The organism is Enterobacter sp. 4974935, from assembly GCF_058661735.1.
The window spans coordinates 3078744-3097812 of sequence record NZ_JBZWGT010000003.1 but is presented as its reverse complement, the minus strand read 5'-3'; the positions used below and the strand labels follow the sequence as shown (position 1 = coordinate 3097812).

Genomic DNA, 19069 nt, shown 5'->3' with positions numbered 1-19069 from the left:
TTATACGCTTTTGGACAACATTTTCCTGTGGGTATGGATCGACATGACGATACCAAACCCGGCCATCAACACGATCAGTGCCGAGCCCCCGTAACTCACCAGCGGCAGCGGTACGCCAACAACCGGCAGAATACCACTCACCATACCAATATTTACGAAGACATAAACGAACAAAATCAACATTAATCCACCCGCCATAACCCGGCCAAAGGTGGTCTGCGCGCGTGCGGCAATGTAGAGCCCACGCATGATCAACAGCACGTAGAGTGCAAGCAGAACCAGGATGCCAACCAGCCCTAACTCCTCAGCCAGAACGGCAAAGATAAAGTCGGTGTGGCGTTCCGGTAAAAATTCGAGCTGCGACTGAGTCCCGTGCAGCCAGCCTTTTCCGCGCAGGCCGCCGGAGCCAATCGCAATCTTCGACTGAATAATATGATAGCCTGCGCCCAGCGGATCGGTCTCGGGATCGAGCAGCATCATCACGCGCTGGCGCTGGTAATCATGCATCAGGAAGAACCAGAGAATAGGAATGAAGGCAGCCAGCAGGACCACCGCGATGCCGATCAGACGCCAGCTCAGGCCGGACAGGAACAGGACGAACAGGCCGGAGAGGGCGATGAGAATCGAGGTACCGAGGTCAGGCTGTGCGGCCACGAGCAGCGTCGGCAGGAAAATTAGCACCAGCGCAATGGCGGTATTCTTCAACGACGGCGGGCAGACGTCGCGGTTAATGAAGCGCGCCACCATCAGCGGAACGGCGATTTTGGCGATTTCTGACGGCTGGAAGCGGACAATCCCCAGATCCAGCCAGCGTTGCGCCCCCTTCGAGATAGCACCGAACGCATCTACTGCCACCAGCAAAATGATACAGAAAATATAGAGATAGGGCGCCCAGCCCTCATACACGCGCGGTGGTATTTGCGCCATCACCACCATAATGACCAGACCCATGGCGATCTGGCCAACTTTACGCTCCATCATGCCGATATCCTGGCCGCTGGCGCTCCAGATAACGAGGGCGCTGTACACCAGCAGAGCCAGCAGGATCAGCAGCATGGCAGGGTCGATGTGGATCTTGTCCCACAGCGATTTTTTATTCGGATTATCCGTCATGATTATTGGTCCTCCGCCGCAGCGGCTGCCGGGTTTTCAGCTGGCAGTTCGGTGTTGTTATCACCCAGCATGATGTGGTCGAGGATTTGACGCATGATGGTACCCACCGCCGGGCCTGCGCCGCCGTTCTCAAGAATCATCGCCACCGCAACCTGCGGGTTATCATAAGGGGCAAACGCCGTCATGAGCTTGTGGTCACGCAGACGTTCGGCAATTTTATGTGCGTTATAGGTTTCATTCGCTTTCAGACCGAAGACCTGAGCCGTACCTGATTTCGCGGCAACCTTATACGGTGCGCCAGCGAAATATTTGTGCGCCGTCCCGTTAGGGCGGTTGGCTACGCCATACATCCCGTCTTTCGCGATTTCCCAGTACCCGGAATGAATGTCACCCACCGGCGGCTCGTGCGGCTGTATCCATGGCACTTTTTTGCCGTCTTCTACGGTGCTTTGCAGCAGGTGCGGTACTTTCACAACGCCATCGTTGATGAGGATCATCATCGCCTTGTTCATTTGCAGCGGCGTTGCCGTCCAGTAGCCCTGGCCGATGCCCACCGGAATGGTATCACCCTGATACCAGGGTTTTTTAAAGCGCTTCAGCTTCCATTCGCGGGTTGGCATGTTGCCGGAACGTTCTTCCGCCAAATCTATACCGGTGTAATGTCCGTAGCCGAATTTGCTCATCCATTCAGACAGACGATCAATACCCATGTCGTAGGCGACCTGATAGAAGAAGGTATCCGCCGACTCCTCCAGTGATTTGGTCACGTTCAGATGGCCGTGACCCCATTTTTTCCAGTCACGGTAGCGTTTTTCAGAGCCAGGCAACTGCCACCAGCCAGGGTCAAACAGACTGGTATTACGGGTAATGACGCCCGCGCTCAGCGCAGAAACGGCGACATACGGTTTTACCGTTGAGGCTGGAGGATAAACCCCCTGCGTGGCGCGGTTCACCAGCGGGGTGTTTGGATCGTTGAGCAGGCCGGAGTAATCCTTGCTGGAGATGCCATCCACGAAGAGGTTCGGATCGTAGCTTGGCATAGAAACCATCGCCAGAATACCGCCGGTACGCGGGTCGGTCACGATTACGGCGGCCCGGCTACCCGCCAGCAGCGTTTCGATATACTGCTGTAGCTTCAGGTCGAGCGTCAGATAAACGTCATGTCCCGCCTGTGGGGGAACCTCTTTGAGCTGACGGATCACGCGGCCACGGTTGTTAACTTCAACCTCTTCATACCCGGTCTGACCGTGCAGGACATCTTCGTAATAACGTTCAATCCCAAGCTTGCCAATATCATGGGTTGCGGCGTAGTTAGCCAGCTTGCCGTCTTTATCAAGGCGTTCGACGTCTTTATCGTTAATTTTGGAGACGTAGCCAATGACGTGCGTCAGCGCGGAGCCGTAAGGATAGTAGCGGCGTTTATAGCCTTTGACTTCCACACCGGGGAAACGGTACTGGTTAACGGCAAAACGGGCGACCTGCACTTCCGTCAGGTTGGTTTTTACCGGAATAGAGGTGAAGCGGTGAGAACGTGCGCGCTCTTTTTTGAACGCAGCGATGTCGTCATCAGTCAGGTCGACAACGCTTCTCAGCGCGTTCAGCGTATCCTGCACGTTATCCACTTTCTCCGGCATCATCTCTATCTGGTAGATGGTGCGGTTTAGCGCCAGCGGGGTGCCGTTACGATCGTAGATAATGCCGCGGCTGGGCGCGATGGGCACCAGCTTGATACGGTTTTCGTTTGAGCGGGTCTGGTAATCGGTATAGCGGACAATTTGCAGATTATAGAGGTTGGCGATCAGCACGCCGGTAAGCAGCAAAATCCCCGTAAAGGCGACCAGCGCCCGGCGCACAAACAGCGCGGACTCAGCCGTATAGTCGCGAAAAGAATTCTGTAGTTTCATCCGCTGCTTAAATTACCCTAGTCTGTCATTACTCGCGGTGATAAGGGTGGTTGGTAGTGATGCTCCATGCGCGATACAAACTTTCTGCCACGAGAACCCGCACAAGCGGGTGGGGCAACGTCAGCGCCGAGAGTGACCAACTTTGTTCTGCTGCCGCTTTGCAGGCGGGAGATAACCCCTCTGGTCCGCCAATCAACAGACTGACATCACGACCATCCTGCTTCCAGCGCTCCAGTTCGTGCGCCAGCTGCGGCGTATCCCAGGGTTTTCCCGGGATATCGAGGGTCACGATGCGGTTTTTGCCTGCGGCAGCCAGCATCAGCTCTCCCTCTTTATCGAGAATACGTTTGATATCTGCGTTCTTGCCGCGCTTTCCTGCTGGGATCTCCACCAGTTCGAACGGCATATCTTTTGGGAAACGACGCAGATACTCAGTAAAACCGGTTTGTACCCAGTCCGGCATTTTGGTGCCGACGGCGACCAGTTGCAACTTCACGCATTAACCCCAGAGTTTTTCCAGCTCATACAGGCGACGGCTCTCTTCCTGCATGACGTGGACAATCACATCGCCGAGATCGACAACCACCCAGTCAGCGGTCGCTTCACCTTCAACGCCCAGCGGAAGCAGCCCTGCCGCGCGCGATTCCTGAACAACATGGTCAGCAATCGAAACAACGTGACGAGTTGAGGTCCCGGTGCAGATGATCATGCAGTCGGTGATGCTGGATTTACCCTTAACGTCGATAGCGATGATGTCCTGACCTTTCAGGTCATCAATTTTGTCGATAACAAAATCCTGGAGTGCTTTACCCTGCAAGTTTTCCCCCTGGGTGAATGAGATTGTACAACTATGAATTCGTGGCCAGTCAGTATACCTGAACTGACGCCAGTCGCGGGACAAATGTCACCGCCCGGCTTTTGAAGGCGGGTATCATCCCACCCTCCGCCTGAGATTGCATCGCCATTTTTGTAAAACAATTTCTGTAAAGCAGCGATCGGCGGGAAAGTCTGGCAGCGGAGGATATCAGTATGGCTTAGCCTGTCAAGGCAGGATAAACATTAACAGACAATTTCGCCGGTGATGATCAGGCATCTGTACTTTTCTGATACAAACCGTGTGCGTGGATATAGGCCAGCACGGGCGAGGGCAGGAGATCGTCACAGTCTAAACCCTGCTGGAGACGCTCGCGGATGAGGGTCGCGGAAATATCAAACCACGGCGTTTCAGCGAGGTAAATTTTCCCGGCGGGTAGACTGTGCAGGTCTTCTATATTGTCCGTCAGATGCGCGTCAAGCCACTGCTGATGCTGCGCATCGCGCATGGTTAACGGGTAGCCCGGACGGCGGCAGACCAGCAGATGACTGTTTTCCAGAATGGTTTCGTACTGGTACCAGCTGGGAAAGTTGAGCAAGGAATCCTGGCCGATGATAAACGCCAGCGGTTGCATGGGCCCCTGCTCAGCGCGCCACTCCCGCAGCGTTTGCGATGTCCAGGAAGGGGTATCCCTGCGCAATTCGCGCTCATCCAGCGTGAAGAGAGGCTTATCTGCGATAGCCAGCGCGAGCATCGCTTTGCGCTGCTCGCTGGTTGCTTCTGGCTGAGGACGATGCGGAGGAACATTGTTGGGCATGATGATTACCCGCTGCAACCCAATCAAATTCGCGAGGATTTCTACCGGTTTAAGATGCCCATAGTGTACCGGGTCGAAGGTCCCGCCATACATTGCCTGTAAAGAATGCATATCACCCATCGATAAATACGTCTGCCAGCGCCTTATGGCAGAGCAGCAAAGAGAGGCTCTCCAGCTCCGCCCAGACAGACTGGCCGTAGTCCTGTTTTAACGTCAGTTCGGCGCGCATCAAAAGTTGCACTGCCTGACGCAACTGCTCCTGGCTCAGGCGGTTTATCGCCTCCGTGGTCATCGCCCGACGGTTCTGCCAGACGCGATGTTTATCGAATAAGGCGCGCAGGGGCGTATGTGCCGACTGACGTTTAAGGTTGTTCAGCAGCAGTAATTCGCGCTGGAGCGTGCGGAGCAGAATGACCGGCTCACTCCCTTCCAGGCGCAGCTGTTGCAGTATGTGCAGGGCTCGCTTACTTTTCGCCGACAGCAGCGCATCAACCCAGTGGAAGGGAGTAAAGTGCGCGGCATCATTCACCGCCTGTTCCACGCGCGGTAGCGTCAGCTTGCCATCGGGCCACAGCAGGGCGAGCCTGTCCAGCGCCTGCGCCAGTGCCAGAAGGTTGCCTTCATAGCAATAGCAAAGGAGCTGGCTGGCGGCCTCATCCAGCTGCAAATTGTGCTGCTTTGCTCGCGCGGCAACCCATTTTGGCAGATGCGCCTGCTCTGGCGTCTGGCAGGAGACAAGCACCGCACTGGGGGCTAGCCGGGTAAACCAGGCCGCGTTTTCCTGCGCTTTTGTGAGTTTGTTGCCGCGTACGATAAGCAGCAGATCGCCGTGTAACAAACTCACCAGCATAGCCAGCTGTTCATTGATGGCAGCGTTAGGACCATTCTCAGGCAGCAGGATCTGGATTGTCTGACGAGAGGCAAACAGGCTCATGGCCTGACAAAGCGAGAAGATAGCGTTCCAGTCGGTACTGTTATCGATCTGGAACGTATGATGCTCATCGAAACCCTGCGCGGCTGCCGCATGGCGAACCGCATCAAGGCTTTCCTGGAGTAACAGGGGGTCGTTGCCGAGTAGCAGATAGGCCGCGCGCAGCCCTTCGTTGAGCTGCGCGCGGAGTTGTTCAGGATACAACCTGATCATCAGTTACCCAGCGACGTTGGCATATCCGGCGTGCGGGCATCCGGTGTTTCGATGACGTCAGCGCCTTTTTTCGTCGACGCGGCAATGGTAGGCAGCTTACGGATCAGCTGCTCCGCAGCCTTATCGTACATCTCTTTGATGATAATCTGCTCTTCGGCGTCTTTCGCCAGCGCCGTCTGCGGGTTATCGAAGAACGAACGGTAGACTTTGGTACTGATAGGGTAAATATCTTTACCCGGTATCAGAACAGCCGCGCTAACGGTCAGCACCATCTGATATTCCGCCGTCCGCCCATCCTGGAAGATTGACGCAGTGTCTTTTGCCAGCGTTGATTTCAGGACGCGAAGCGAAGGAACATCCTGACGCAGGGTTCCCTTCTCGATCAGTTCAACATCGTTCAAACGCAGCTGGTTACGAATGGCCCGGCTCAGCGGTCCATTCGGATCGGATGAGTCGAAGATCATTGTTTTCATCTGAGCAGGCACTGCCGTGGTATTGCGCAGGTGCCAGCCGCAGCCAGCGGTGACCAGCACCGCCAGAGATAAGAGTATTGTTGCCAGGTGTCGCACGTTTCCTCCCGCGCTTAGCCAACGACCAGATTCAGCAGTTTACCGGGTACGTAGATCACTTTACGTACGGTAACGCCCTCAAGGTATTTCGCGACCAGATGCTCCTGGCCTGCGCGCTCGCGAACCTGTTCTTCGGTTGCGTCGACCGCGACGGTAATTTTACCGCGCACTTTACCGTTAACCTGCACCACAACCAGCGTGGTGTTTTCCACCATAGCGGATTCATCCGCCACTGGCCACGGCGCGTTGTCGATATCCCCTTCGCCTTTCAGCTCCTGCCACAGGGTGAAGCTAACGTGCGGCGTGAACGGGTTCAGCATGCGAACGACCGCCAGCAGCGCTTCGCGCATTAACGCGCGATCCTGCTCGCCGTCCTGCGGGGCTTTTGCCAGCTTGTTCATCAGTTCCATAATAGCCGCAATTGCGGTATTGAAGGTCTGACGACGACCAATATCATCGGTGACTTTCGCAATGGTTTTATGAACATCACGACGCAGCGCCTGCTGATCTTCGCTCAGTGCAGCCACGTTCAGCGCTGGCGCATCACCTTGTGAGGTGTGCTCGTAAACCAGTTTCCAGACGCGTTTCAGGAAGCGGTTTGCCCCTTCAACGCCGGATTCCTGCCATTCCAGCGTCATATCTGCCGGGGAGGCGAACATCATGAACAGACGCACGGTGTCAGCGCCGTAACGCTCAACCATCACCTGCGGGTCGATACCGTTATTTTTAGACTTGGACATCTTGCTCATGCCGGTATAAACCAGTTCATGACCTTCGGCGTCTTTCGCCTTCACGATACGGCCTTTCTCGTCGCGCTCCACAATCGCATCAACCGGAGAAACCCAGTTACGTTCACCGTTCACGCCAACGTAGTAGAACGCATCTGCCAGCACCATACCCTGACACAGCAGCTGTTTTGCCGGTTCGTCGGAGTTGACCAGGCCTGCGTCACGCATCAGTTTGTGGAAGAAGCGGAAGTAGAGCAGGTGCATGATGGCGTGTTCAATGCCACCGATATAGATGTCTACCGGCAGCCAGTAGTTTGCAGCATCGGAATCCAGCATGCCTTCTTTGTACTGCGGGCAGGTGTAGCGCGCATAGTACCAGGAGGATTCCATAAAGGTGTCAAAGGTGTCGGTTTCACGCAGCGCTGGCTGACCGTTGACGGTGGTTTTTGCCCACTCAGGATCGGCTTTGATCGGGCTGGTGATGCCGTCCATGACCACGTCTTCCGGCAGGATCACCGGCAGTTGATCTTCCGGCGTTGGCATCACGGTGCCGTCTTCCAGGGTCACCATTGGGATTGGCGCACCCCAGTAACGCTGACGGGAAACGCCCCAGTCGCGCAGACGGTAGTTGACTTTACGCTCGCCCACGCCCAGGGAGGCCAGTTTGTCGGCGATGGCGTTGAAGCCCTCTTCGAAGCTCTGGCCGCTGAACTCACCGGAGTTAAACAGGGTGCCTTTTTCAGTCAGCGCTTGCTCAGAGAGATCGGGTTCAGAACCGTCAGCCGCCAGGATCACAGGCTTGATGGTCAGGCCGTATTTGGTGGCAAATTCGTAGTCACGCTGATCGTGACCCGGCACGGCCATCACGGCGCCTGTGCCGTATTCCATCAGTACGAAGTTGGCGGCCCAGACAGGGATCGCTTCGCCCGTCAGCGGGTGGATCGCTTTGAAGCCGGTATCAACGCCTTTTTTCTCCATCGTCGCCATGTCGGCTTCGGCCACTTTCGTGTTGCGGCATTCGTCGATAAAGGTCGCCAGCTCCGGATTGTTTTCCGCCGCTTTTTGCGCCAGCGGATGACCTGCGGCCACGGCCAGGTAGGTCGCGCCCATGAAGGTGTCCGGACGGGTGGTGTAGACGGTCAGCGTCTGGTCGTAGTTTTCTACGTTAAAGGTAATTTCCACACCTTCGGAACGGCCGATCCAGTTGCGCTGCATGGTCTTAACGGTGTCAGGCCAGTGATCCAGATTATCCAGATCGTTCAGCAGTTCGTCAGCGTAGGCGGTGATTTTGATAAACCACTGCGGGATCTCTTTACGCTCAACTTTGGTGTCACAGCGCCAGCAGCAGCCATCGATAACCTGCTCGTTCGCGAGAACGGTCTGGTCGTTCGGGCACCAGTTAACGGCGGACGTTTTCTTGTAGACCAGGCCTTTTTTATACAGCTCGGTGAAGAACTTCTGCTCCCAGCGATAATATTCTGGTGTACAGGTGGCCAGCTCGCGGCTCCAGTCGTAGCCAAAGCCCAGCATTTTCAGCTGATTTTTCATGTACGCGATGTTGTCGTACGTCCACGGAGCCGGTGCCGTGTTGTTTTTCACCGCCGCGCCTTCAGCAGGCAGGCCGAACGCATCCCAGCCGATAGGCTGAAGTACGTTTTTGCCCAGCATACGCTGGTAGCGTGCAATCACGTCACCGATGGTGTAGTTACGCACGTGGCCCATGTGTAGTCGACCAGAAGGATAGGGAAGCATCGACAGGCAGTAATACTTCTCTTTGCTCTCGTCTTCGGTTACTTCAAAGGTGCGCTTCTCGTCCCAGTGTTGCTGGACTTTTGATTCTATCTCTTCCGGGCGGTATTGCTCTTGCATGGCAGCCAGTGGTCCTGTGTTCAATACAGCTACAAATGTAGCCAATGGATGTGGTAATTCAGATCCGCATAGCATAGCCCAAACGCCCGCGTCAAAACAGCCTTTCACGCAAATGCACTTTGCAGGAATTTACCGGGTCTGTGCTTCACCTGACAAAGCGGCGACGAAATAAGGTCTATTATTAGAGACAGTTACTTACCCGGGAGGCAAAATGATGAACAAGGTTGCTCAATTTTACCGTGAACTGGTAGCGACTCTGACGGAAAGGCTACGTAACGGCGAGCGTGATATCGACGCGTTGGTCGAACAGGCACGCGCACGCGTGACGCAAACGGGTGAGTTATCGCGAACCGAAGTGGAAGAGGTGACGCGCGCCGTGCGCCGCGACCTGGAAGAGTTTGCGCGAAGCTATGAAGAGAGCCAGGACGAAATCGCCGACAGTGTTTTTATGCGGGTAATTAAAGAGAGCCTGTGGCAGGAGCTGGCGGATATTACCGATAAAACCCAACTGGAGTGGCGCGAGGTGTTCCAGGATTTAAACCACCACGGTGTCTATCACAGCGGCGAAGTGGTGGGGCTGGGGAACCTTGTGTGTGAGAAGTGCCACCACCATATCGCCGTTTATACGCCGGAGGTGCTGTCGCTGTGTCCGAAATGCGGGCACGACCAGTTCCAGCGTCGGCCGTTTGAGCCGTAGGTAAAAGCAAAACGGCAACGTCGTTGCCGTTTTTAGTGTCTGCTCCCTCTCCCTGTGGGCTGAGGGATCCCCAGTAATTTTTTTATGCAGAAGCAATAAAGTTGCTTTCTAAATGACTGAGGGCTGTCAGCGATGCCCTGGTCCGGCTGTAAATCGCTGAGGCGTTTGCCTTCCGGCCGGGGCGAGGCGCAGGGATGCGCCGAGAGGGCGGCTTTACAGGGACGTTGCCTCCGCCCGTACCCGATAAGCCGGAAGGAATAAGCCGAGGTCACCGCGAAGCGGCGATTTACCGCCGGGAGCCCGGGTCGCCAGGGTGGTGGCGACTGAGCCACCCTGGCACGTTCACCGGTCATGTCGTTACAGAGTAGCAAGGAACATAAAGTGAACGGAATGACCACCACCGCCGTATGTTCCCCTCACCCTAACCCTCTCCCCGGAGGGGCGAGGGGATTGCTCAGTGCTCGCATTAATTTGTGGGGAACCCTCAGCCCTGTGGGAGAGGGCCGGGGTGAGGGCATCAGGCCGCACAAGGTAAAAGCAAAACAGAAAGCAACTCCAGCAGTCCTTTTCTTTTATGCTATGACTCTTTCATTCCACAAATCTTTGAACATTATATTTCCATCAGTATATTTCCATTCTATAGATTCATATCGAATTTCAACTTCTTCCATATGTTTACTTGCAATACCTATTGGGAATAGAACAGGAGAAATTTGTGTTATCTTTACGTTTTCCAGTATTATATTAAAATATTCCATCTCGATTCCAGCGTCATTAATCTTATACATTTTTATTACAGCTTCTTTCAATATTCTTCCCTGACATACAGCCCTGAATAAGTATGGTGTTAGACGGTCTATTTCTTTTTCAAATCTGATCGGCACATGAAGGCGAGTTCCCGTGAGTTTGCCGGTGTTATGATCTGTCGGGATCCATACGGAATGGTTGAACGATTTAAGTTCAGTTGAACCCAATCGTGTTGGCATTAAACATTCACCAATCAAAGGTGAGCCGTTGTCATCGGTGAACCAAATATGCGCCGGTATAGACATTTGATTATTTTCCTTTATAAAACAATATTGGCAAAAGTATAAGTGTCACTATTAAAGCGATAATTCCGAATGCTATTTTATTATTGTCGATGAGAGCCGAAACAGAAATGGAAATTATGGCGATAAGGGAAACCATTCCAAAACCTATAATATTATTAATGCAATCATCTTTTATGCTATTAAAAAAACGGCGTATACAACTCCTCAAAAAGCTATTTATTAAAGTAAGCATTGTCACATCATTCTTTTTAGTGCTCTGACAATTTCTTCATCAGATGCCGTGTTAATATTTAAATAACCTGACTTCATGATTATGGGCTCTATTAAAAAATACATCATTTCTAAACCTTCCATGTATAATGCATTATAAAATAAAGGACAGAAATTTTTCAGATTATCTGCACTCTCAGCAGCACGTTGTACAATTCCATAGATATTTAATCCCCCTACAATCCACCCGACTCTGCTTCCTATTTTTTTCATTAATGCATTTTGTACAGCTAAATTCATCTTGTTCCCGTAGCATATATACGACGCTACAGCGTAAGTTAAACCATTTTTTGAAATGTATTTAATAGAATAATTTGTTGTAAATGGTGTTAGTTTCTGAAAAATTGTTTTCTTTTCGGTCTCGTTTTTATTTTTTAGGATAGTTTCAATATATATTTTCAACATCCTGAATATAATATCTCTATGCTTGATAAGTTCATACAGAGCGCAAATAAACCTTATATCTTCAGACCCAAGTTTTTTACATACATCCTGATAGTTGTCTGTAAGACAGGATGTATAATAAAGTAACCGTGTTGTGGCGTCACCAAGACCGTTTACATAATCTACAACACCCTGTTTAACCCCCATTAATGCTTTATCTAAACGAACAGCTAGCTCTTTATCAGTTCCAATGCGCTTAATGATCTCTTCGCTGTAATACATAACTGCTCCTTTGCTATGATCATTCGATCATCGAGCATGTCATTATTAAACAAAGCGATGCTTATCTCATTTTTGAAAAAAAAATCGCAAAAAATGTCTCCTATTTATTATTGAGTTGAATTGGTCGTAAGTAATAATTGTTGTTATGAATGAAAGCTTGAGGGGTTAGCTAAAATCATAAAGGATTTTTTATTTGCTTACTTTATGAACATTGATTTCAGGAGATTCTTTGCAGGAGAGAGATATGTCGTGGGCATCAGGCGACAGAACTGCCTGGAATGCCCAATTGTTTTTTTGCTTGCCGGCCTAAATATAATAAGCCAGCCTCTCCGCCAGCAAATCCACAAACGCTTTCCGATCGATATCCACCATCACTGTGGTATTCGGCTTGTTTCCCGTCAGCGAGTAATAGTCCACCACCGTCATTCCCTGGGTATATTTCCCCTGTGTTTCCACACCAACCCAACGCTCGACCGTGGTAAACATTTCCGGCTTCAGTAGCCAGGCGATGGTGCATGGGTCATGCAGCGGGGCGCCGTGGAATCCCCACTTCTCGGCTTTGTGATACACCATAAAGAAATCGAGCAGCTCTGCCACGGTTGTTGCAACCGGGTTACCCACAGTACGAAATCGTTCGATGTCCTGCGCCATAATTTGTGCGCGGTGGGTAACGTCCAGCCCCGCCATCACAATCGGCAGGCCCGACTGGAAGACGATTTCTGCGGCTTCCGGGTCAACAAAGATGTTGAACTCCGCGGCTGGCGTCCAGTTCCCCAGCCCCATTGCCCCGCCCATGATGACGATACGGGCGATATTGCTGTGCAGTTCAGGATGGCTGTTCAGCAGCAGCGCTACGTTGGTCTGCGGGCCGGTCGCCACCAGCGTCACGGGCTCTGCGCTTTCACGCAGAACTTTCGCCATGAGCTCGACGGCAGTACAGTTTTGTGGTGCGAAACCCGACTCCGGCAGCGCCGGGCCATCCAGCCCACTTTCACCGTGAACGTTATCCGCAATGATCAGCTCGCGCATTAGCGGCTTAATGGCACCACCTGCGACCGGAATATCGGTGCGTTTTAGCAGCGTTAACATGCGCAACACGTTTCGCAGGGTTTTATCCGGCGTCTGGTTCCCTGCAGAGGAGGTGACAGCTTTTACGTCCAGTTCAGGGGAGGCAAGAGCAAGGACGAGTGCGATTGCGTCATCATGACCCGGATCGCAGTCGAGAATTATAGGCTGTGCCATGGCGTTCTCCATTCTTAGCATTATTTGTGACAAGGTTAACGCTGCGATGTGACGCCGAATAGAAAAAGAGATCTAAAGCGTGAAGCAGTGCGCAATCCACAGATTGCGCACTAAAAAGATTAATGCAGGATTTTGGCGAGGAAGTCTTTTGCACGTTCAGATTTAGGATTTGCGAAGAACTCTTCTTTCGGTGAGTCTTCAACAATTTTCCCTTCATCCATGAAGATCACACGGTTGGCCACTTTACGGGCGAAGCCCATTTCGTGCGTCACCACCATCATGGTCATCCCTTCGTGCGCCAGTTCCACCATAACGTCCAGCACTTCGTTGATCATCTCAGGATCGAGCGCGGACGTCGGCTCATCAAACAGCATCGCCACCGGATCCATGCACAGCGCACGCGCGATTGCCACACGCTGCTGTTGGCCGCCCGAAAGCTGGGCCGGGAACTTATTCGCATGCGCAGACAGCCCGACGCGTTCCAGCAACTTCAGCCCCTTTTCACGCGCCGCTTTTTTATCACGCTTGAGCACTTTCACCTGCGCCAGCGTCAGGTTCTCAATGATGGAGAGGTGAGGGAACAGCTCAAAATGCTGGAACACCATCCCTACGTGGGAGCGAAGCTGGGCAAGGTTGGTTTTGCGGTCATTCACTTTGGTGCCGTTAACGACAATCTCGCCCTGCTGGACAGGTTCCAGTCCATTAACGGTTTTGATAAGCGTCGACTTACCGGAGCCGGACGGGCCACATACCACCACCACATCGCCTTTTTTCACTTCTGTTGAGCAGTCGGTCAGCACCTGAAAGTGCCCATACCATTTAGAAACATTTTTCAGGGAAATCATTATACGGTCCTTTTCTTCAGCCAGCTGACCAACAGCGATGCGCTTAAACTAATCACAAAATAGACCCCGCCTGCGAAGAGGATCATCTCAACCTGCGTTCCGTCACGTTCGCCAATGGTGGAGGCGGTACGGAAGAAGTCTGCCAGGCTCAGCACGTAGACCAGGGAGGTATCCTGGAACAGGACGATGCCCTGCGTCAGCAGCAGCGGAACCATGGCGCGAAACGCCTGCGGCAGAATAATGAGCTTCATGGACTGCCAGTGCGTCATACCGAGCGCCAGCGCAGCGCTGGACTGCCCGCGCGAGATACTCTGAATACCTGCGCGGATGATCTCGGAGTAGTAGGCGGCTTCAAACATAGAGAATGCCACCATGGCAGAGATCAGGCGGATATCGGTTTTCGGCGACAGTCCCAGCACGTTCTGTAAAAAGCCGGGAACAATCAGGTAAAACCACAACAGCACCATGACCAGTGGAATGGAGCGGAACACGTTAACGTAAGCCGTAGCAAACCAGGCGAGCGGCTTAAAGCTCGACAGGCGCATCACTGCCAGCAGGGTGCCCCAGACAATACCGACGATAATGGCGATTACGGTGATCTTTAAGGTGATCGCCAGTCCATCCAGCAGATAAGGCATGGAGGGAACAATGGAACTCCAGTCAAATTCGTACATTATTTGCCCCCCAGATTGCCCGGCAGGCGTACTTTGCGTTCAACCAGGTTCATCACCAGCATGATTAAAGCGTTAATCAGAACATAGGCGAGCGTGATTGCCGTGAAGGATTCCCATGCGTGAGCGGAGTAATCCAGCAGTTTGCCCGCCTGCGCCGCCATATCTACCAGACCAATGGTTGAGGCGATGGCCGAGTTTTTTACCAGGTTCATCATCTCGGAGGTCATCGGCGGAACGATGACGCGGTAAGCGTTAGGCAGCAGTACGTAACGGTAGGCTTGTGGCAGGGTCAGGCCCATCGCCAGTGCCGCATTCTTTTGTCCGCGTGGCAGTGACTGTATGGCGGCACGCACCTGCTCGCAGACGCGCGCAGCGGTGAACAGTCCCAGACACAGCATGGAGGAGACAAAGAATTGTACGTTAGGATCCAGCTCGGCCTTGAACCACATGCCGAGATCTTCCGGCAGCAGTTCCGGGATCACCAGATACCAGGTAAAGAACTGCACGATCAGCGGAACGTTACGGAACAGTTCCACATAGAGCGTGCCAATCGAAGAGAGAAAACGATTAGGGACGGTACGCAGAATACCGAACAGCGAACCGACAAGAAACGCGATAATCCACGCCGTTATCGATAACGCAACGGTAACCTGAAAGCCGCTCCACAGCCAGCCGAGATAGGTGGTGTTGCCGAACGGGGCTTGTTGCAGAAAGATGCCCCAGTTCCAGTCAATTGACATAGTAAACTCCAGAAAAAAGAGGGTAGCAGCGCTACCCTCGAAGATTGGTGAGAAGCTCAATTTTTGCGCTGAGTGGGGAACGACCACTCAACGTATAGTCTGTCCATGCTTCCCGACAATCGAGAGGGCAGGAGATCCCGCCCCTGTCGTTCTAGTTAGTTAAGAGCTTTGTCGTTTGGTGATTTGAACAGCGCTTTCATGTCGTCAGACAGTTCAAAGTTCATGTTCAGGTTTTTTGGTGGAATTGGGTTCTTGAACCATTTGTCGAACCATTTTGCCGCTTCGCCAGAGGTTTGCGCCTGAGCGATGGTGTCATCGATCAGCTTTTTGAAGCCTTCATCGCCTTTACGCAGCATACAGCCGTAAGCTTCTTTCGACTGCGCAGTCCCGACGATTTCCCAGTTGTCTGGTTTCTTCGCCTTGGCGCGCTCGCCTGCCAGCAGAGCGTCATCCATCATAAACGCAACGGCACGACCGCTTTCCAGGGTACGGAAGGAGTCGCCGTGATCTTTCGCGCTGATGATGCGCATGTCCATTTTCTTCTCGTCGTTCAGCTTGTGCAGCAGCACTTCGGACGTGGTACCGGAGGTCACGACAACCGCTTTGCCTTTCAGGTCAGCAAAATCTTTGATATCGCCGCCTTTCTTCGTCAGCAGGCGGGTGCCTACAACGAAGATAGTGTCCGAGAAAGCGGCCTGTTTCTGACGCTCAAGGTTGTTGGTGGTTGAGCCACATTCAAAATCAAATGTGCCGTTTTGCAGCAGAGGAATACGGTTCTGTGAAGTGATGGGGATCAGCTTCACTTGCAGGTCAGGTTTGTTCAGCTTTTTCTTCACGGCTTCAACGATGGCGTTGGAGTAATCCTGTGAATAGCCCACGACTTTTTGCGTGTTGTCGTAGTAAGAGAACGGGACAGAAGATTCACGGTGGCCGACCACGATCACGCCGTTTTTGGCAATCTTGTCGAGAGTGCTTCCTGCTGCCGGAGCGTCTTCAGCGTGAACGATGCCCGCAGACATTCCCATAACCAGCATTGCTGTGGCCAGTTTACGTAATTGCATACCCAACTCCTTTCTTATCAGCGCCAGTGACGCTTTGATACCCATTGTGATGTTGTTATATCTCGCGCAATGCGAGTGCAGTGTTATGCAAGCTTGTTAACATTTAGTCTGGCTTAATGTAAAGATTTTGCTGCGTTATTGTTTATTTTTGCGAAGCGCGCCGCACCATTCAGAGGCAATAATCTCTCGTTGCACCGTTTCGGTGCTACCGGAGATCCATGCTGGTGCGACAAGGTTGCACGTTAAGCCAGACAGCGTTTGCGTAATTAAACAAAGCAACAGGCGTGCCAGAATTGAAGTTTAGGAGGAAATTGTCGGGTGGCGGCTACGCCGGAGAGTAGGCCGGGTAAGGCGTAGCCGCCACCCGGCAACAGAAGGCCAGGTTATCTACGACGCTGACGCAGGCTCATCACTACGGCGGCAAAACCGAACAGCGTGGTCAGGATCCACAGCGGCCAGTTCCCGGTGCGCGCATAAGGCGTCAGGCCCGTAGCTGGCGTCACTTTCGTGGTCAGCACCTCACGGGTGAACTGCGGGATCATGGCCTGGATTTCACCCTGCGGGCCAATCACGGCGGTGATGCCGTTATTGGTGCTGCGCAACAGCGGACGTGCCAGCTCCAGAGAACGCATTCGTGCCATCTGGAAGTGCTGCCACGGGCCGATCGATTTACCGAACCACGCATCGTTTGAGATGGTCAGCAGATAGTCGGTGTCCGGGCGGAAGTTATCGCGCACCTGCTCGCCGAGAATAATCTCGTAGCAAATAGCGGCCGTCAGGGCAAAACCGTGCGCATGCAGCTGCGGCTGAACGTAAGGGCCCCGGCTGAATGAGGACATCGGCAGGTCAAAGAACGGTGCCAGTGGGCGCAGAATAGACTCCAGCGGAACAAACTCGCCAAACGGTACAAGGTGATTTTTGTTGTAACGATTGGTGGAGGTATAGCTGTATTCGCTGTCCTTACCGAGCGTAATGATCGTGTTGTACGTGTCATAGCGGTTCTGCTGATTGAGACGCGCATCCACAATTCCGGTAATCAGCGTACTGCCGCGCGCGCGCAGCAGATCGTCCATCATCTTCAGGAAGGGCTGCTGATTGATCTCCAGATCCGGGATCGCAGACTCAGGCCAGATGATGAGCTGCGATTTACCCATCACCTTTTCGGTGGCGTTGGCGTAGATTTTCAGCGTGTTCAGCAGCTGATTCTCATCCCATTTCAATGACTGCGGGATATCGCCCTGTATCAACGATACCTGCGTGGCGCGCGCGGGCTCCAGCGTGAACCACTGGATATAACGCAGTGGGAAAGGCAGGGCAAACAGGATTAACGCGGCAACCAGCGGCTTCCAGTTACGTGTCACCAGAGCCAGCACCAGCAGGCCGCTGACCGCCATGAGCAGGAAGTTAATCGCCTCTACGCCCATGACGGGAGCCAGACCTTTCAGCGGGCCGTCCACCTGGCTATAGCCGAACTGCAACCACGGGAAGCCGGTCAGTACCCAGCCGCGCAGAAATTCGGTGATTTGCCAGACAACGGGAGCCGCTATCGCGACGCGCAGCCAGGTCGTTTTAGGCCACAGACGAGATAGAATACCGGCGAACAGGCCAGTGTAGAGCGAAAGATAGGCGGCGAGCAGCACAACCAGGAAGACGTTAACCGGCCCCGGCATTCCGCCAAATTGCGCGATACTGACGTAGACCCAGTTGATACCAGAGCCAAACAGCCCCAGCCCCCAGAAGTAGCCTATGGCTGCGGCCTGTACCGGACGACGATTCAGGGTAAGACCCTGTAGCCCCATCAGGGAGAGAATAGCGGCTGGCCAGATATCGTAAGGAGAAAAAGCCAGCGTACCGCTGGCTCCGAGTAACAGCGCCAGCAGCAAACGGACGCGCTGGCGTTCAAAGAATGGGGCAAATGCCATTTACATTAATCTTCCAGTTTTGGCACCGGTGAGTCGTCCGGCATTCTGACATGAACCTGAATAATACGTCGGCTGTCAGCCATTGCGACCTTGAACTGGTAACCATCGATGTCAACGGTTTCACCGCGGGCCGGAAGATGGCCGAAGGCCTGCATCACCAGACCACCAATGGTGTCCACTTCTTCATCGCTGAAGCTGGTGCCAAAGGTGTCATTGAAGTCTTCAATGGAGGCCAGCGCGCGCACGGTCCAGGTGTGGCGGCTCAGCTGACGGAAGTCGATATCCTCTTCTTCGTCATACTCATCTTCGATTTCGCCCACGATCAGCTCAAGGATGTCTTCGATTGTGACCAGACCGGAAACGCCACCAAATTCATCAATAACAATCGCCATGTGATAGCGCTGGGAGCGAAACTCCTTCAGCATCCGATCCACACGCTTACTTTCCGGCACAACCACGGCCGGGCGTAACACTTTTTCCATACTGAAGGCTTCGGCATCGCTGCGCATAAACGGCAGCAGATCTTTCGCCATCAAAATCCCTTCGATGTGATCTTTGTCTTCGCTGATGACCGGGAAACGTGAGTGAGCCGATTCGATAATCACATCGAGGCACTCGTCCAGCGTCTGGTTGCGTTTCAGGGTAATCATCTGCGAGCGGGGGATCATGATGTCGCGGACGCGCTGGTCGGCGATGTCCATCACCCCTTCGAGCATTTCGCGCGTATCTTCGTCGATAAGGTCGTTCTGCCCGGAATCACGAATCAGCTCCAGCAGTTCATCACGGTTTTTCGGTTCGCCGTGGAAAAGCTGGTTCAGGATGAGGGAGAAAAATCCCTTTTTAGTGGTTGTCGTGTCGCTACTGTGTGAATTGTCGTCGCTCATGGCGTTTGTTAAGGGTTCTCTTGTTAGTTCAACGTTAACCGCCGCGCTATGTCCCTGC

Annotated in this window: 18 protein-coding genes; 1 reads left to right on the top strand and 17 read right to left on the bottom strand. The window is 53.2% G+C overall.

Annotation, left to right across the window (positions count from 1 at the left end):
- The 8 genes from mrdB to leuS form a co-directional block, all read right to left on the bottom strand.
- Positions 1 to 1113 carry a peptidoglycan glycosyltransferase MrdB gene (gene mrdB, locus AC4OVS_RS16145; RefSeq protein WP_022647428.1) on the bottom strand — a complete coding sequence of 371 codons (1113 nt, stop codon included), beginning with the start codon at positions 1111 to 1113 and terminating at the stop codon, positions 1 to 3.
- Positions 1114 to 1115: 2 nt separating this feature from the next.
- Positions 1116 to 3017 (bottom strand): peptidoglycan DD-transpeptidase MrdA, encoded by a 1902-nt coding sequence (gene mrdA, locus AC4OVS_RS16140; RefSeq protein WP_015571138.1) that lies wholly within the window; start codon positions 3015 to 3017, stop codon positions 1116 to 1118.
- Between the two features lie 28 nt (positions 3018 to 3045).
- Positions 3046 to 3513, bottom strand: coding sequence for a 23S rRNA (pseudouridine(1915)-N(3))-methyltransferase RlmH (gene rlmH / locus AC4OVS_RS16135; RefSeq protein ID WP_003858701.1), 468 nt, complete (start codon positions 3511 to 3513; stop codon positions 3046 to 3048).
- Between the two features lie 3 nt (positions 3514 to 3516).
- The gene (rsfS, locus tag AC4OVS_RS16130; protein ID WP_003858696.1) at positions 3517 to 3834 is read right to left on the bottom strand and encodes a ribosome silencing factor; all 318 of its coding nucleotides are present in this window, start codon (positions 3832 to 3834) and stop codon (positions 3517 to 3519) included.
- Positions 3835 to 4102: 268 nt separating this feature from the next.
- On the bottom strand, positions 4103 to 4768 hold the full coding sequence (gene nadD / locus AC4OVS_RS16125; protein ID WP_023299589.1) for a nicotinate-nucleotide adenylyltransferase: 666 nt from the start codon (positions 4766 to 4768) through the stop codon (positions 4103 to 4105).
- Positions 4761 to 5792, bottom strand: coding sequence for a DNA polymerase III subunit delta (gene holA, locus AC4OVS_RS16120; protein WP_069596355.1), 1032 nt, complete (start codon positions 5790 to 5792; stop codon positions 4761 to 4763). Before holA ends, nadD begins: the two co-directional genes overlap by 8 nt.
- Positions 5792 to 6361 (bottom strand): LPS assembly lipoprotein LptE, encoded by a 570-nt coding sequence (gene lptE / locus AC4OVS_RS16115; RefSeq protein WP_058677430.1) that lies wholly within the window; start codon positions 6359 to 6361, stop codon positions 5792 to 5794. The genes holA and lptE overlap by 1 nt, the downstream gene beginning before the upstream one ends.
- 14 nt (positions 6362 to 6375) lie before the next feature.
- Entirely contained in the window at positions 6376 to 8958 is a 2583-nt protein-coding gene (gene leuS / locus AC4OVS_RS16110) for a leucine--tRNA ligase (RefSeq protein ID WP_491922565.1), read from the bottom strand.
- Positions 8959 to 9172: 214 nt separating this feature from the next.
- Between leuS and AC4OVS_RS16105 the strand changes: the two genes are divergently transcribed.
- The gene (locus AC4OVS_RS16105) at positions 9173 to 9655 is read left to right on the top strand and encodes a zinc ribbon-containing protein (protein WP_032621827.1); all 483 of its coding nucleotides are present in this window, start codon (positions 9173 to 9175) and stop codon (positions 9653 to 9655) included.
- A 572-nt stretch (positions 9656 to 10227) separates the two neighbouring features.
- On the opposite strand, the gene AC4OVS_RS16100 is transcribed toward AC4OVS_RS16105, so the two are convergent.
- The 9 genes from AC4OVS_RS16100 to corC form a co-directional block, all read right to left on the bottom strand.
- Positions 10228 to 10707 carry an Hcp family type VI secretion system effector gene (locus AC4OVS_RS16100; RefSeq protein WP_022647434.1) on the bottom strand — a complete coding sequence of 160 codons (480 nt, stop codon included), beginning with the start codon at positions 10705 to 10707 and terminating at the stop codon, positions 10228 to 10230.
- Positions 10708 to 10941: 234 nt separating this feature from the next.
- Positions 10942 to 11643, bottom strand: coding sequence for a hypothetical protein (locus tag AC4OVS_RS16095; protein ID WP_491922564.1), 702 nt, complete (start codon positions 11641 to 11643; stop codon positions 10942 to 10944).
- A gap of 306 nt (positions 11644 to 11949) precedes the next feature.
- On the bottom strand, positions 11950 to 12885 hold the full coding sequence (gene rihA / locus AC4OVS_RS16090; RefSeq protein ID WP_491922563.1) for a pyrimidine-specific ribonucleoside hydrolase RihA: 936 nt from the start codon (positions 12883 to 12885) through the stop codon (positions 11950 to 11952).
- Between the two features lie 119 nt (positions 12886 to 13004).
- Positions 13005 to 13730, bottom strand: coding sequence for an amino acid ABC transporter ATP-binding protein (locus tag AC4OVS_RS16085; RefSeq protein ID WP_017382465.1), 726 nt, complete (start codon positions 13728 to 13730; stop codon positions 13005 to 13007).
- Entirely contained in the window at positions 13730 to 14404 is a 675-nt protein-coding gene (gene gltK / locus AC4OVS_RS16080) for a glutamate/aspartate ABC transporter permease GltK (RefSeq protein ID WP_022647437.1), read from the bottom strand. The genes AC4OVS_RS16085 and gltK overlap by 1 nt, the downstream gene beginning before the upstream one ends.
- On the bottom strand, positions 14404 to 15144 hold the full coding sequence (gene gltJ / locus AC4OVS_RS16075; RefSeq protein ID WP_126503699.1) for a glutamate/aspartate ABC transporter permease GltJ: 741 nt from the start codon (positions 15142 to 15144) through the stop codon (positions 14404 to 14406). The genes gltK and gltJ overlap by 1 nt, the downstream gene beginning before the upstream one ends.
- Before the next feature lie 155 nt (positions 15145 to 15299).
- A complete protein-coding gene (locus AC4OVS_RS16070; RefSeq protein WP_022647438.1) occupies positions 15300 to 16205 on the bottom strand; it encodes an amino acid ABC transporter substrate-binding protein in 906 nt (301 codons plus the stop codon).
- A gap of 383 nt (positions 16206 to 16588) precedes the next feature.
- On the bottom strand, positions 16589 to 18127 hold the full coding sequence (lnt, locus tag AC4OVS_RS16065; RefSeq protein ID WP_192970677.1) for an apolipoprotein N-acyltransferase: 1539 nt from the start codon (positions 18125 to 18127) through the stop codon (positions 16589 to 16591).
- A gap of 5 nt (positions 18128 to 18132) precedes the next feature.
- Complete coding sequence (corC, locus tag AC4OVS_RS16060; RefSeq protein ID WP_003858679.1) at positions 18133 to 19011, bottom strand: CNNM family magnesium/cobalt transport protein CorC; 879 nt, start codon at positions 19009 to 19011, stop codon at positions 18133 to 18135.
- Positions 19012 to 19069 lie beyond the last annotated feature (58 nt).